Below are 12,506 nucleotides of genomic sequence, written 5' to 3'. Positions count from 1 at the left end.
TCATCGCAGGCCATGGCGATCGGCCAGCCTTGCGTCCTGTGGTTAACGAACGTCGGATTCTTTTAGGATTTCCGGGCCTCTTAGACCATTCGCCTGGTCCAGGGAACCGAGGACAGGGCCCAGGTTCGCTGGCACAGCCTTTGTACTGATAAAGGGGAAAGCAACCGATCGGGCCGATGATAGGGCCGATTACGCCGAAACGGGACAAGGATGACCACAAACGGCACAGCTGCTGCGACAGATCGCTCCCTTGATCGATCACTTGATCGATCACTTGGGAAAGCAAGCGTGCGCGTCGATTGGGTCGACTATGCCAAGGGCATCTGCATCATCATGGTCGTGATGATGCATTCGGTGCTGGGGGTCGAGAAGGCCGCCGAGCAGACCGGCTTCATGCATTATGTCGTGATGTTCGCCAAACCGTTCCGGATGCCGGACTTCTTCCTGATCTCGGGACTGTTCCTGTCGGTGGTGATCGACCGCGACTGGCGCACCTATCTCGACCGCAAGGTGATGCACTTCGCCTACTTCTATGTGCTGTGGGTGACGATCCAGTTCGGCTTCAAGGCGCCGTCGCTGGCCGCTGAGGCCGGTTGGGCCGAGGTCGGGCGGCAATACCTCGTCTCCTTCGTCCAGCCGTTCGGCACGCTGTGGTTCATCTATCTGCTGCCGATCTTCTTCGTCGTGACCAAGCTGACCCGTAACGTTCCCCCGCTCATGATCTGGCTGATCGCAGCCGCATTGGAGTCGGCGCACGTCACGACCGGCTGGTACGTGATCGACGAGTTCAGCGCCCGCTTCGTCTATTTCTACACCGGCTATTTCCTGGCCGATTACGTGTTCGCGCTGTCGGACCGTGCGCGCTCGCGGCCTGCGGTTGCCCTGCTCAGGCTTGGGCTCTGGGCGCTCGTCAATGGCGGCCTGGTTGCGCTCGACGTCAGCGAATGGCCGGTCGTCTCGCTGGCGCTCGGCTTTGCCGGCGCCTGCGCGATCATCGTGACCGGCACGCTGCTGGCACGGGCGCACTGGCTCGGCTTCCTGCGCTTCTGCGGCGAGCACTCGATCGTGATCTACCTCGCCTTCTTCCTGCCGATGGCCGCGACACGCACGGTTCTGCTGCGGCTCGATCTCATCCCCGACATTGGCTTGGTCTCGCTGATCGTGACCGCGGCCGGCGTCGCCGGCGCGCTCCTGATCTGGCGGCTGGCGCTGGCGGTCCGGGCCAATTTCCTGTTCGAGCGGCCCGACGCGTTCTGGATTGCCCCGAAAAAGGCAGCGGCCGCTTTGCAAGCGGCCGAATAGTGCCAAAAGTCATGGCGCGGATTCGTTCCAACCGGGGCTAAACCGGCCTCCTGGAATTTCCACCCGTTGAAATTACTGGATTTTCGGTCCCGAATGTTTCGTCGCCCCGCCGGCGACGAAACAATTCTCCCGGTCATGAAACCATTTTCCGCTTTTCGCGCAGACATCCGGAAACGGGCGGTAACTAGCTTTCTCCCAACGAACCGCCGCCCAACGGCGAACTGGGAGCCTGTCATGCCGAACGTCATCGCTATCAACGCCGCAGCCACGAAGCATATCGATGCTGCCCGCGCGACCTCGGATGAAACGCTGCTCGCGCGTATCGCCAAGAATCACCGCACCTCGATGCACACGCTTTATGCCCGTCACAACGTCCGGGTTTACCGCTTCGTGCTCCGCATGGTGCGCGACACCACGATGGCCGAGGACCTGGTCAGCCAGGTGTTCCTGGACGTCTGGCGCACCGCGGCCCAGTTCGAGGGCCGCTCGCAGGTCTCGACCTGGCTGCTGTCGATCGCCCGCTTCAAGGCGCTGACCGCGCTGCGCCAGCGCAAGCATGAGGACATCGACCAGGAAGACGTGCTGGAGATCGCCGATGGCGCCGACACGCCGGAAACCTCGCTCGATCGCGCCACCACCAGCGAGATCCTGCGCGCCTGCGTCGCCAAGCTGTCGCCGGCCCACCGCGAGATCATCAACCTGGTCTACTACCATGAGAAGTCGGTCGAGGAGGCCGGCCAGATCATTGGTATCCCGCAGAGCACGGTGAAGACCCGCATGTTCTATGCCCGCAAGCAGCTCGCCGACCTCCTGCGGGGCGCCGGCGTGGACAGCGTCGCGGCTTAAAGGAAAGCAAATTCAGATATTTAGGAGGAGATCAAGGAAACCGGGCAATTGTCCACGAAGCCAAAAAGTTCGGCGACGAAACAATTGAAACAATCGACGACATCACCCGGAAAAACGCGATCTCTATACCGATATCCAACGACGCGACGCCAACCCCAATTCACCGGACCAGTTTCGATACCTCCCTAGTTCTAACCTCCCAAGTAACCTCCAACGACCCGGCCGGGATGCCCCCCAGCCGGGTCGCTCTGTTTTGGGCGCGGCAACTTGCGATGGTGCGGCAGCGACGATACGCTCGCAGCGATGGAAGATCAGACAATCGCGCCAGACATCCTGCTGGAAGAGCGATATTCCCTTTGGTTGAGATTAGGCTTGGCCGATGTCGGGGCGTATCTCCTGATCGACGGCACGATCGGCTTCGCTCACAACGTGACCTTGTGGAACGTTGGAAAGCTGGCCGCGATCGGCCTTTTCTGCGGCTTTCTGATCTACCACACCCTGTTCGACAGCGACCTCGGCTGGATCATTCGTACGAACGAGATCCGGATCAGCAAGGCCTGGATCAACGGCAAGCGACGGACCGAGGTCGTGCACTTCAGCGAGATCGTCAACGTCGCAACCATTCGCGAATCGAACAGCGATGGTCCCGACCGTTTCTTTGTCCAGGTCGCGCTTGCGTCGGGCCAGGAGCTCAAATCGCCCTCACTTGCCAGCATGCAACGGGCGAACGACGTCAAGGTCGAGCTTGAAAAGCGCCTCAATGGGACGCGGGCTCCGCGGAGCGCATGACGTCGGCCTCACGCTGACGTGACGTCATCGGCGCCTGGACGGCCGTAACGGCCGCCCCGTCCCGGCGAAGAACATCAGGTGTACCCGGCACGGCCCTCTGGCGCGCCGGGACTTCTGATGGACGGACGACGATGCTCAGCCTTGCTCTTGCCCTGCTTGCCGGTGTCGCCACCGTCGCTGCCCCTTGCACCCTGCCGATGCTGCCGATTCTACTTGGGGTATCGATAGGCCAGACCGGCAAGGCGCGGCCTGCGATGATCGCGCTCGGCTTCGTGGTGTCATTCTCTGCGGTGGCATTGCTGCTGAGTGCGATCACGCGCACCTTCGATTTCGATCCCAACGCGCTGCGGACCGGCGCGGCCGTCCTGCTCGCGGGCTTCGGCCTGTTGATGATCTGGCCGGCGCCGTTCGAATGGCTGGCGATCCGGCTGACGGGTGCCGCCGGCAGCGTCGGACAGGCCGCGCCGTCGCAGAGCCTGTTCGGCGGCTTCGTGCTCGGCACCACGCTCGGCCTGGTGTGGACGCCGTGCGCCGGTCCGGTGCTGGGCTCGATCCTGACCATCGTCGCGACCTCGAAGGATACGGCGTGGGCGAGCCTGCAGCTCGTCACCTACGCGATCGGCGCCGCGATCCCGATGCTTGCCATTGCCTATGGCGGGCAGGCCGTCACCACCCGCGTGCGCAGCATGGCGCGGATCGCGCCGCGCCTGCAGCAAGGCTTCGGCGTCGTGATCATCGCCTTCGCCGCGCTGTCCTACCTGCAATACGACACGCTGATCGTGGCGTGGCTGACCCAATTCTATCCCAACGGCCAGATCGGCCTGTGAGCTCACAAGGAGGTATCGATGTCCCTGCGCTTGATTGCTGTATCCGCTCTGGTCGCCGGCCTTGGCCTCGGCGGCGCCGTGATCCCCGGCCTCTGCACCGAGTCCGACGCGCCGGCGCAGCCGGTGCCGCGGGCAGTTGCCATGACGACCGGACAGAGCCAGACCGCGCCCGAATTCGTCGGGATCAGCAACTGGTTCAATTCGCAGCCGTTGAAGCTGGCGGATCTGCGCGGCAAGGTCGTGCTGGTGGATTTCTGGACCTATGGCTGCGTCAACTGCGTCAACACGCTGCCGCACGTCACCCAGCTTTATTCAAAGTACCGGGATCGCGGTCTCGTCGTGATCGGGGTCCACACGCCGGAATTCCCGTTCGAGCATTCGGCTACCAACGTGCAGGCGGCGCTGAAGCGGCACGGCATCCTCTATCCGGTGGCGCAGGACAACAATTCGCAGACCTGGAACGCCTACGGCAACCAGTATTGGCCTGCGCAATACATCATCGACCAGAACGGCAAGATCGTCTTCCAGCATGCCGGCGAAGGCCAGTACGAGGAGATCGACCGCACCGTCGCCCGGCTGCTCAACGCCAATAGCTAAAGCCTGTTGAGATTGGGTTGAGCTGGAACGGTGTCGAATGTTCACCTCTCCCTTGGGAGAGGTCGATTTGCGCAGCAAATCGGGTGAGGGGTTAAGGTCTATCGAGAGATCAAGAGCCCTCACCCGGATTGCACTGGACGATGCTTCGCATCGCCATGCGCAATCCGACCTCTCCCCGACGGGGAGAGGTGAACCGAGACCGCACCAAGCCGATTCAACCAAAACTCATCCCGCTTTAGTTGGACATTCCGCCCTCTTTGTCGTCACACCTGGCGTGGTAAGGTCCAGCCCGGATCGACGACAGGTGGTGGATCATGTTCGAAGGCTGGGATGCGGTCGTACTCGCCCGCGCGCAATTCGCTTTCACGATGTCGTTCCACATCGTGTTTCCCGCATTCTCGATCGGGCTCGCGAGCTATCTCGCGGTGCTGGAAGCGCTGTGGCTCATCACCAAGCGCGAGGTCTACATCAATCTGTTCAATTACTGGCTGAAGATCTTCGCGGTCGCGTTCGGCATGGGCGTGGTCTCGGGCATCGTGATGTCCTACCAGTTCGGCACCAACTGGTCGTCCTTTGCCGACAAGACCGGGCCGGTGATCGGCCCGATGATGGCCTATGAGGTGTTGACCGCGTTCTTCCTTGAGGCCGGCTTCCTCGGCGTGATGCTGTTCGGCTTGTCGCGCGTCGGCCCGAAGCTGCATTTCCTCGCAACCCTGATGGTCGCGATCGGCACGCTGATCTCCGCGTTCTGGATCCTGTCGGCCAATTCCTGGATGCAGACGCCGGCCGGTCACGCCGTCAATGCCGACGGCCAGTTCGTCGCCGCCGACTGGCTCAAGGTAATCTTCAATCCCTCGTTCCCCTATCGCCTCGTGCACATGGTGCTGGCGGCCTACCTCACCACCTCGCTCGTGGTCGGCGCGGTCGGCGCCTGGCATCTGCTGCGCGACCAGCATCTGGCGGGTGCGCGCGTGATGTTCTCGATGGCGATGTGGATGGCAACGCTGGTGGCGCCGATCCAGATCCTCGCCGGCGACCAGCACGGCCTCAACACGCTGGAGCACCAGCCGGCCAAGGTGATGGCGATGGAAGGCCACTTCCAGAGCCACAAGGACGGCGCGCCGCTGATCCTGTTCGGCTGGCCCGACCAAAAAGATGCCAAGGTGAAGTACGCGATCGAGGTGCCGAAACTGTCGTCGCTGATCCTGAAGCATTCGCTCGACGCACCGCTCGCCGGCCTCGACACCGTGCCGCGCGAGAGCTGGCCGCCGGTGCCGATCACCTTCTGGGCGTTCCGCATCATGGTCGGGCTCGGCTTCCTGATCATGGGGCTCGGCCTGTTCAGCCTGCTGATGCGCTGGCGCGGATTGCTGTACCAGACGCCGCTGCTGCACAGATTCGCGGTCCTGATGGGCCCGGCCGGCTTCATCGCGGTGCTCGCAGGCTGGATCACCACGGAGACCGGACGGCAACCATTCACCGTCTACGGGCTGCTGCGTACAGTTGACTCGGCGTCGCCGCTGGCGGCGCCCGCGGTCGGCTCGTCATTGATCGCGTTCATCATCGTCTATTTCGCCGTGTTCACCGCGGGCGTGATCTACATCCTGCGCCTGATGGCGCAGCCGCCGCATCCCGGCGAGCAGGGCCCGACCAAGGATCTCCCCGCCCGCGCCGCCGGCATCACGCCGGCCGCGGGTGCGGCAGCTGTGGAGGCCGTGCGATGATCGATCTCGCCACTATCTGGGCCTTCATCATCGCCTTTGCCGTGTTCGTCTATGTCGTGATGGACGGCTTCGATCTCGGCCTCGGCATCCTGTTTCCGCTGTTTCCGCAGAAGACCGATCGCGACGTCATCATGAACACGGTGGCACCGGTGTGGGACGGCAACGAGACCTGGCTGGTGCTGGGTGGCGGCGGCATGATGGCGGCATTTCCGCTGGCCTATGCCGTGCTGATGCCGGCGCTCTACACGCCAATGATCGCGATGCTGCTCGGCCTCGTGTTCCGCGGCGTCGCCTTCGAATTCCGCTGGCGGACCCAGAAGGCGCGCAACAAATGGGATCTCGCCTTCGCCGGCGGCTCGCTGGTCGCGACGCTGGCACAGGGGATCGCGCTCGGCGCCATCCTGCAGGGCATCCATGTCGAGGGACGCCACTATGCCGGCGGCTGGTGGGATTGGCTGACGCCGTTCAGCGTGCTGACCGGCATCGCGCTCGTGATCGGCTATGCGCTCTTGGGCGCGACCTGGCTGGTGATGAAGACCGAGGGCGGGTTGCGCGAGCGCGCCTACCAGCTGAGCTGGATCTTGCTCGTCGCGATGCTCGGTGCGATCGGCGCCGTCAGCATCGCCACGCCGTTCCTGGCCGTGCAATACACCCAGCGCTGGTTCGCGTGGCCCAACATCATCCTCACCGCGCCGGTGCCGATCGCGGTCGCCGCCGTCACGGCGCTGCTGCTGCGCGCGCTCGGCAGCAAGAACGACCACCAGCCGTTCTTCCTGACGCTCGGGCTGTTCGCGCTGTCCTATGCCGGGCTCGGCATCAGCATGTATCCGTACATCGTGCCGCAGAGCATCACGATCTGGCAGGCGGCGGCGCCGGCGAACAGCCAGATCTTCATGCTGGTCGGGGTCTCGATCCTGGTGCCGCTGATCCTCGGCTACACCGCCTGGGCCTATTGGGTGTTCCGCGGCAAGGTGCGCCCCGGCCACGGATACCATTGATGTCACCTAACCCGAATCAGCGGCCGCTCGGCCAGCGCCTGCTGTGGTTTGTGGCGCTGTGGCTCGGCGGCGTCGGCACTGTGACGCTGGTCTCGTTCGCGTTGCGACTCTGGATCGCGCCGAAATGAGGCGGCCCGCGCCGCGTGCCACCGCCCCCATCGACAAAAAACGGAAGCATTACAGTGATCTAGTGTGACACCCGCCCTAAACTTGCCATCAAGCTGCCGCTGAGATTTGATGCTCGAGTTAAAAGTGGCGCATGATCTCATCGCCAAACCGCTCACACTTTGGCGGATCATGCGCGATTTGGGTGGAGCAACCATTGGCTGCGCGCCAACAAGGAGAGCTTTGCATGACGAAACTTCGTCACCTGGTCTGGATGTTGATCGCCGCGGGCGCGCTCGTGCTGTCGACGTCGCAAGGCTTCGCCCAGAATCGTCCAGATGCCGACGAGCCGGGCCTGATCGCCGATGACAATTACGAGCTCGACCCGGAATGGCAGAAGCAGGTCGTCTACTACCGGACCAATGAGGCGCCGGGCACCATCATCGTCTCCACCGCCGAACGCCATCTCTACCTCGTGCAAGGCAATGGCCGGGCGCTCCGCTACGGCATCGGCGTCGGCCGCGACGGCTTTCAGTGGCAGGGCCTCGTGACCATCACCCGCAAGGCCGAGTGGCCGGATTGGGTGCCGCCGCCGGAAATGATCGCCCGCCAGCCCTATCTGCCGCGCTTCATGGCAGGCGGCCCGGGCAATCCGCTCGGCGCGCGCGCGATGTATCTCGGCACCACGGTGTATCGCATCCACGGCACCAACCGGCCCGACACCATCGGCACCGCGATCTCGTCCGGCTGCTTCCGCCTGGTCAACGCCGACGTCGCCGATCTCTACAACCGCGTTCCCGTCGGCACCAAGGTGATCATCCGCCAGAAGCCCGAACTGTAATCTCTACCTACCCGCCTTCGATATCCGACCTGCTTTTCCCCCGATCATTCGCGAGAGAGAACCCATGCGTACATTTCGAGGCGGCCTGACGATCGGGCTCGCGGTCGCCGCGCTGGTTGCGGCCGCCGCCATCACCTATGAGCGTTACGACACCCGCACGCTGAAGCGCACCGTCCGCCGCGGCGACGTGCTGTGCGGCGTCAACAAGGGCCTGCCGGGCTTCTCGATCCCGGACGACAAGGGCAACTGGACCGGCTTCGACGTCGACTTCTGCCGCGCGGTGGCCTCGGCGATCTTCGACGATCCGACGAAGGCGAGGTTCGTTCCGCTCGACGCCAGCGAGCGCTTCAAGGAGCTGCAGAACCGCAAGGTCGACATCCTGTCGCGCAACTCGACCTGGAGCATGTCGCGCGAGACCAATTACGACCTCTATTTCCCGGCGGTCGCCTATTATGACGGCCAGGGCTTCATGATCCCGCGCTCGCGCAACATCGATTCCGCGCTCGATCTGAACGGCAGCAAGGTCTGCGTGCAGGCCAACACCACGACGCAGCTCAACCTCGCCGACTATTTCCGTGCCAACAACATGAAGTACACGGAGATGAAGTTCGACAAGCTCGACGATGTCGTGAAGGCCTATGACTCTGGCCAGTGCGACACGCTGACCTCGGACGCCTCGCAGCTCTATGCGCTGCGGCTCAACCTCTCCAAGCCGAACGACCACACCATCCTGGCCGACATCATCTCCAAGGAGCCGCTGGCGCCGGTGGTGCGCTTGCGCGACGACGACTGGATGATGATCGTGAAGTGGACGCTCTACGCCATGATCAATGCCGAGGAACTCGGCATCACCTCGAAGAACATCGACGAGGCGTTGAAGTCGAAGAAGCCGGAGGTGATGCGGCTGGTCGGCACCGAGGGTTCCTATGGCGAGGATCTCGGCCTAACCAAGGACTGGGCGGTGCGCATCATCCGCCATGTCGGCAATTACGGCGAGGTCTACGACCGCAACGTCGGCGCCGATTCCAAGCTGAAGATCCCGCGCGGCATGAACCAACTCTGGAACGCCGGCGGCGTCCAGTACGCGCCGCCGATCCGGTGATCATTCTGCGGCGTCATTGCGAGGAGCGATAGCGACGAAGCAATCCATCGCTCCGCGCACGCGATGAAATGGATTGCTTCGCTTCGCTCGCAATGACGGGCGCACTCAAGCCGCCCTCACCGCCGTCATCACCCGCGAAAAGCGGGTGATCCAGTACGCCGCGGCTTCTCGGCTTAAGCACCACTGTCTCTGGAATACTGGATCGCCCGGTCGAGCCGGGCGATGACAGTTTTTGCGTGGCGACAACAGACGTGGCGACGATGATGCGTCGGCTCAGTAACCCTTGCCGCTCGCCAGCTGATCCGTGTGGAAATTGCTGTCGCCGAACAGTTCCTGGCAGACGCGGGCGCGCTTCATGAAGAAGCCGATGTCGAACTGGTCGGTCATGCCCATGCCGCCATGCATCTGCACGCCTTCCTGCACGGCGAGCGTGGCCGTGGTGCCGGCCCGCGCCTTTGCCACCGCGACTGCGGTAGCGGCCTTGTCGAGATCGTTGTCGAGCGCCTGCAACGCCTTCAGGACCGCGGCCCGGGTGATCTCGATATCGATGTAGAGCTGCGCGGCACGGTGCTGCAGCGCCTGGAATTCGCCGATCGCCTTGCCGAACTGCTTGCGCTCCTTCAGATACGTCACGGTGCGGCCGAACACCGCGTCGGAGAGGCCCACCATTTCGGAGGCGACCGCGCCGCGGCCGATATTGAGCACGCCCTCGAGCAGCCCAAAGCCCTGATCGACCTCGCCGAGCACGCTGTCGGCATTGACTTCGACATTGTCGAACACGATGCGCGCCGCGTTGTGCGAATCGACCATCGCGGTGCGCTCGACCGCGAGGCCCTTCGCTCTGGGATCGACCAAGAACAGCGTCAGCCCGTTCTTGTCGCCGGCGCTGCCTGCGCTGCGCGCCGCGACGATCAGCAGGTCGGCGGTGTGGCCATCGACCACGAAGGCCTTGTCGCCGGACAGCTTGAAGCCGTTGCCGGAGCGCGTCGCCTGCAATTTGGTCTGCAGCGGCCGATGCTTGGCACCCTCATCGATCGCGAGCGCGGCGAGCAGCGAGCCGTCGGCGATCTTCGGCAGATGCTGCGCCTTCTGCGCCTCGCTGCCTCCGCGCGACAGCGCTGAGGCCCCAAGCACCGAGGTCGAAAGGAACGGCGACGGCATCAAGGTGCGGCCGATCTCCTCCATGACGATGCCGGCCTCGACGCAACCGAGCCCGCTGCCGCCGAACTGATCCGGCACCAGCAGGCCGGAGAAGCCCATCTCGGCAAAGGTTGTCCAGATCTCGCGCGAGAAGCCGGTGGTGTCCTTGGCATCGCGCAGGCCGCGCAGATGCGCCACCGGCGCCTTGTCGCTGATGAGACCGCGCGCACTGTCGCGCAGCATGGATTGTTCTTCGGTGAGGACGAGGGCCATGGAGAATCCGATCTAACGTTCTAAGCAGAAAATTTCCGAGTTCGTCATTCCGGGGCGATGCGACAGCATCGAACCCGGAATCTCGAGGTTCCGGGTTCGTCGCTTCGCGCCGCCCCGGAACGACGGGTAGCTACGCCCCCGGCAGATCGAGGATGCGCTTGGCGACGATGCCGAGCATCACCTCCGAGGTGCCGCCCTCGATCGAGTTGGCCTTGGTGCGCAGCCAGGCGCGCGGGCGGGCGCCGCCCCGGGAGCGGTCGCTCTCCCATTCCAGCGCGTCGATGCCGCCGGCCGACATCAGGATCTCGTAGCGGCGCTTGTTGAGCTCGGTGCCGTAATATTTCATCGCCGAGGAGAACGCCGGATGCGACTGCCCGGCCTTGGCGAGATCGACCGCGCGCTCCGCCGCCGCGGCGAGCGCGGCCTCGTCGACCTCGAAATTCGCGATCTGGCTGCGCAGCTGCGCGTCGTCGAGCTTGCCTTGCGCGTCCGCGCCGACCGAGTCGGCCGCGATCTGGCCGAGCGGACGGCCGACGCCGCGCTCGCCCATGCCCGAGATCATCGCGCGCTCATGCTGCAGCAGATACTTCGCGACATCCCAGCCGCGATTGACGGTGCCGACGACATGCGCCTTCGGCACGCGGACATTGTCGAAGAAGGTTTCGCAGAACGGCGAATAGCCGGAGATCAGCAGGATCGGCTTTGTGGACACACCCTTCGACGTCATGTCGAAGAGAATAAAACTGATGCCGTCGTGCTTCTTCGCCGCCGGATCGGTGCGCACCAGGCAGAAGATCCAGTCGGCATAGTTGGCGTAGGACGTCCAGATCTTCTGGCCGTTGATGATGTAATCGTCGCCGTCGCCGACCGCGCGGGTCTGCAGCGAGGCGAGGTCGGAGCCGGCGTTCGGCTCGGAATAGCCCTGGCACCAGCGGATCAGGCCCGCGGTGATCTTCGGCAGGTGCTCCTTCTTCTGCTCCTCGGTGCCGTATTTCAGCAGTGCCGGCCCGAGCATCGAGATGCCGAACGAGGTCAGCGGCTGACGCGCGCCGATCGCCGCCATCTCCTGACGCACGATCTTGGCTTCCTCGCCGTCGAGGCCGCCGCCGCCATATTCCTTCGGCCAATGCGGCACGGTCCAGCCCTTGTCGCGCATCCGCTCGAACCAGACCCGCTGCGCGTCCGACGAGAATTTCGCGTTGCGGCCACCCCAGAAGGTGTCGCCATCCGAGGTCATCGGTTTGCGCATCTCCGCCGGGCAATTTTGCTCCAGCCAGGCGCGGGTCTCTGCGCGGAATTTCTCGAGGTCAGCCATGGTGCGTTTCCAGTCAAAATCGTCGAATTGGATTCGACCTTAGACCTACGCAGCCGCCGAATTCAATATGCCTCGCGGCCGCGCCATGCTCTGGCGTCGCTACTCACTCTGCGCATTCGGGTGTATCGCCGAGATGGGGTAACGATTGAAAAACAAGAGGAAACGGACATGCGGCTGAAGCTGCTTTCGCCTAGCGAAATGAACGCCGCCCAGAAAGAAACCTACGACGAGTCGATCGCCGGCAAGCGCGGCGCGCCACCGGCGCCGATGATGGCCTGGCTGAACAGCCCGGAGATGGCGCGGCACGCCACCCGGCTCGGCGAGGTGCTGCGCTTCGACACGATCTTTCCCCCAAAGCTGTCGGAGATCGCGATCCTGGTCACCGCCCGGCACTGGACCGCGCATTACGAATGGTATGCCCACAAGCGCCTCGCGCTGAAGGGCGGCCTCGATCCGAAGATCATCGAGGACATTCGCGTGCGCCGGACGCCGACCTTCGACGATCCCAAGGCCAGGGTGATCTACGACGTCGCCAAGGCGTTGCACGAGGGTCACGGCCTTCCCAAGGGACTGTATGACGAGGCGATCGAGGTGCTGAGCCAACGCGGCCTGGTCGAGGTGATCGGCCTCTGCGGCTACTACACCAT

Annotated in this window: 13 protein-coding genes; 11 read left to right on the top strand and 2 right to left on the bottom strand. The window is 63.8% G+C overall.

The window, feature by feature from the left end; genetic code table 11:
- Nucleotides 1-210: 210 nt before the first annotated feature.
- From QMZ05_RS30705 to QMZ05_RS30660, 10 genes are all read left to right on the top strand, one after another.
- Nucleotides 211-1,302, top strand: coding sequence for an acyltransferase family protein (locus QMZ05_RS30705; protein ID WP_353704160.1), 1,092 nt, complete (start codon nt 211-213; stop codon nt 1,300-1,302).
- 234 nt (nt 1,303-1,536) lie between these two features.
- Complete coding sequence (locus tag QMZ05_RS30700; RefSeq protein WP_353704159.1) at nt 1,537-2,148, top strand: sigma-70 family RNA polymerase sigma factor; 612 nt, start codon at nt 1,537-1,539, stop codon at nt 2,146-2,148.
- Nucleotides 2,149-2,520: 372 nt separating this feature from the next.
- Entirely contained in the window at nt 2,521-2,937 is a 417-nt protein-coding gene (locus tag QMZ05_RS30695; protein WP_353704158.1) for a hypothetical protein, read from the top strand.
- Nucleotides 2,938-3,068: 131 nt separating this feature from the next.
- On the top strand, nt 3,069-3,764 hold the full coding sequence (locus tag QMZ05_RS30690; RefSeq protein WP_353704157.1) for a cytochrome c biogenesis CcdA family protein: 696 nt from the start codon (nt 3,069-3,071) through the stop codon (nt 3,762-3,764).
- Between the two features lie 18 nt (nt 3,765-3,782).
- On the top strand, nt 3,783-4,361 hold the full coding sequence (locus tag QMZ05_RS30685) for a thioredoxin family protein (RefSeq protein ID WP_353704156.1): 579 nt from the start codon (nt 3,783-3,785) through the stop codon (nt 4,359-4,361).
- 314 nt (nt 4,362-4,675) lie between these two features.
- Nucleotides 4,676-6,085: a cytochrome ubiquinol oxidase subunit I gene (locus QMZ05_RS30680; protein ID WP_353704155.1), complete on the top strand. Its 1,410-nt coding sequence runs from the start codon at nt 4,676-4,678 to the stop codon at nt 6,083-6,085.
- Nucleotides 6,082-7,083 (top strand): cytochrome d ubiquinol oxidase subunit II, encoded by a 1,002-nt coding sequence (gene cydB / locus QMZ05_RS30675; RefSeq protein WP_353704154.1) that lies wholly within the window; start codon nt 6,082-6,084, stop codon nt 7,081-7,083. Before QMZ05_RS30680 ends, cydB begins: the two co-directional genes overlap by 4 nt.
- Nucleotides 7,083-7,211, top strand: a complete 129-nt coding sequence (locus QMZ05_RS30670; protein ID WP_353704153.1) for a DUF2474 domain-containing protein — start codon at nt 7,083-7,085, stop codon at nt 7,209-7,211. The genes cydB and QMZ05_RS30670 overlap by 1 nt, the downstream gene beginning before the upstream one ends.
- Before the next feature lie 224 nt (nt 7,212-7,435).
- Nucleotides 7,436-8,029, top strand: a complete 594-nt coding sequence (locus tag QMZ05_RS30665) for a L,D-transpeptidase (RefSeq protein ID WP_353704152.1) — start codon at nt 7,436-7,438, stop codon at nt 8,027-8,029.
- 64 nt (nt 8,030-8,093) lie between these two features.
- Nucleotides 8,094-9,131: an amino acid ABC transporter substrate-binding protein gene (locus QMZ05_RS30660; RefSeq protein WP_353704151.1), complete on the top strand. Its 1,038-nt coding sequence runs from the start codon at nt 8,094-8,096 to the stop codon at nt 9,129-9,131.
- Nucleotides 9,132-9,404: 273 nt separating this feature from the next.
- Here QMZ05_RS30660 and QMZ05_RS30655 read toward each other — a convergent pair whose 3' ends face one another.
- Both QMZ05_RS30655 and QMZ05_RS30650 read right to left on the bottom strand, forming a co-directional pair.
- Complete coding sequence (locus QMZ05_RS30655; protein WP_353704150.1) at nt 9,405-10,544, bottom strand: acyl-CoA dehydrogenase family protein; 1,140 nt, start codon at nt 10,542-10,544, stop codon at nt 9,405-9,407.
- Nucleotides 10,545-10,674: 130 nt separating this feature from the next.
- Entirely contained in the window at nt 10,675-11,859 is a 1,185-nt protein-coding gene (locus QMZ05_RS30650) for an acyl-CoA dehydrogenase family protein (RefSeq protein WP_353704149.1), read from the bottom strand.
- A gap of 168 nt (nt 11,860-12,027) precedes the next feature.
- Between QMZ05_RS30650 and QMZ05_RS30645 the strand changes: the two genes are divergently transcribed.
- A partial coding sequence (locus tag QMZ05_RS30645) for a carboxymuconolactone decarboxylase family protein (RefSeq protein ID WP_353704148.1) occupies nt 12,028-12,506 on the top strand: 479 nt, incomplete at its 3' end.

This window comes from Bradyrhizobium sp. INPA03-11B, assembly GCF_040446015.1.
GTDB classification, from domain to species: domain Bacteria; phylum Pseudomonadota; class Alphaproteobacteria; order Rhizobiales; family Xanthobacteraceae; genus Bradyrhizobium; species Bradyrhizobium macuxiense_A.
This window is presented reverse-complemented; position numbering and strand designations above follow the sequence as displayed.

Excerpts from the sequence above, each read along its gene's own strand:
- QMZ05_RS30705 (WP_353704160.1), top strand. The coding sequence starts at position 211 with ATGACCACAAACGGCACAGCTGCTGCGACAGATCGCTCCCTTGATCGA.
- QMZ05_RS30700 (WP_353704159.1), top strand. The coding sequence starts at position 1,537 with ATGCCGAACGTCATCGCTATCAACGCCGCAGCCACGAAGCATATCGAT.
- QMZ05_RS30690 (WP_353704157.1), top strand. The coding sequence starts at position 3,069 with ATGCTCAGCCTTGCTCTTGCCCTGCTTGCCGGTGTCGCCACCGTCGCT.
- QMZ05_RS30685 (WP_353704156.1), top strand. The coding sequence starts at position 3,783 with ATGTCCCTGCGCTTGATTGCTGTATCCGCTCTGGTCGCCGGCCTTGGC.
- QMZ05_RS30680 (WP_353704155.1), top strand. The coding sequence starts at position 4,676 with ATGTTCGAAGGCTGGGATGCGGTCGTACTCGCCCGCGCGCAATTCGCT.
- cydB (WP_353704154.1), top strand. The coding sequence starts at position 6,082 with ATGATCGATCTCGCCACTATCTGGGCCTTCATCATCGCCTTTGCCGTG.
- QMZ05_RS30670 (WP_353704153.1), top strand. The coding sequence starts at position 7,083 with ATGTCACCTAACCCGAATCAGCGGCCGCTCGGCCAGCGCCTGCTGTGG.
- QMZ05_RS30665 (WP_353704152.1), top strand. The coding sequence starts at position 7,436 with ATGACGAAACTTCGTCACCTGGTCTGGATGTTGATCGCCGCGGGCGCG.
- QMZ05_RS30660 (WP_353704151.1), top strand. The coding sequence starts at position 8,094 with ATGCGTACATTTCGAGGCGGCCTGACGATCGGGCTCGCGGTCGCCGCG.
- QMZ05_RS30655 (WP_353704150.1), bottom strand. The coding sequence starts at position 10,544 with ATGGCCCTCGTCCTCACCGAAGAACAATCCATGCTGCGCGACAGTGCG.
- QMZ05_RS30650 (WP_353704149.1), bottom strand. The coding sequence starts at position 11,859 with ATGGCTGACCTCGAGAAATTCCGCGCAGAGACCCGCGCCTGGCTGGAG.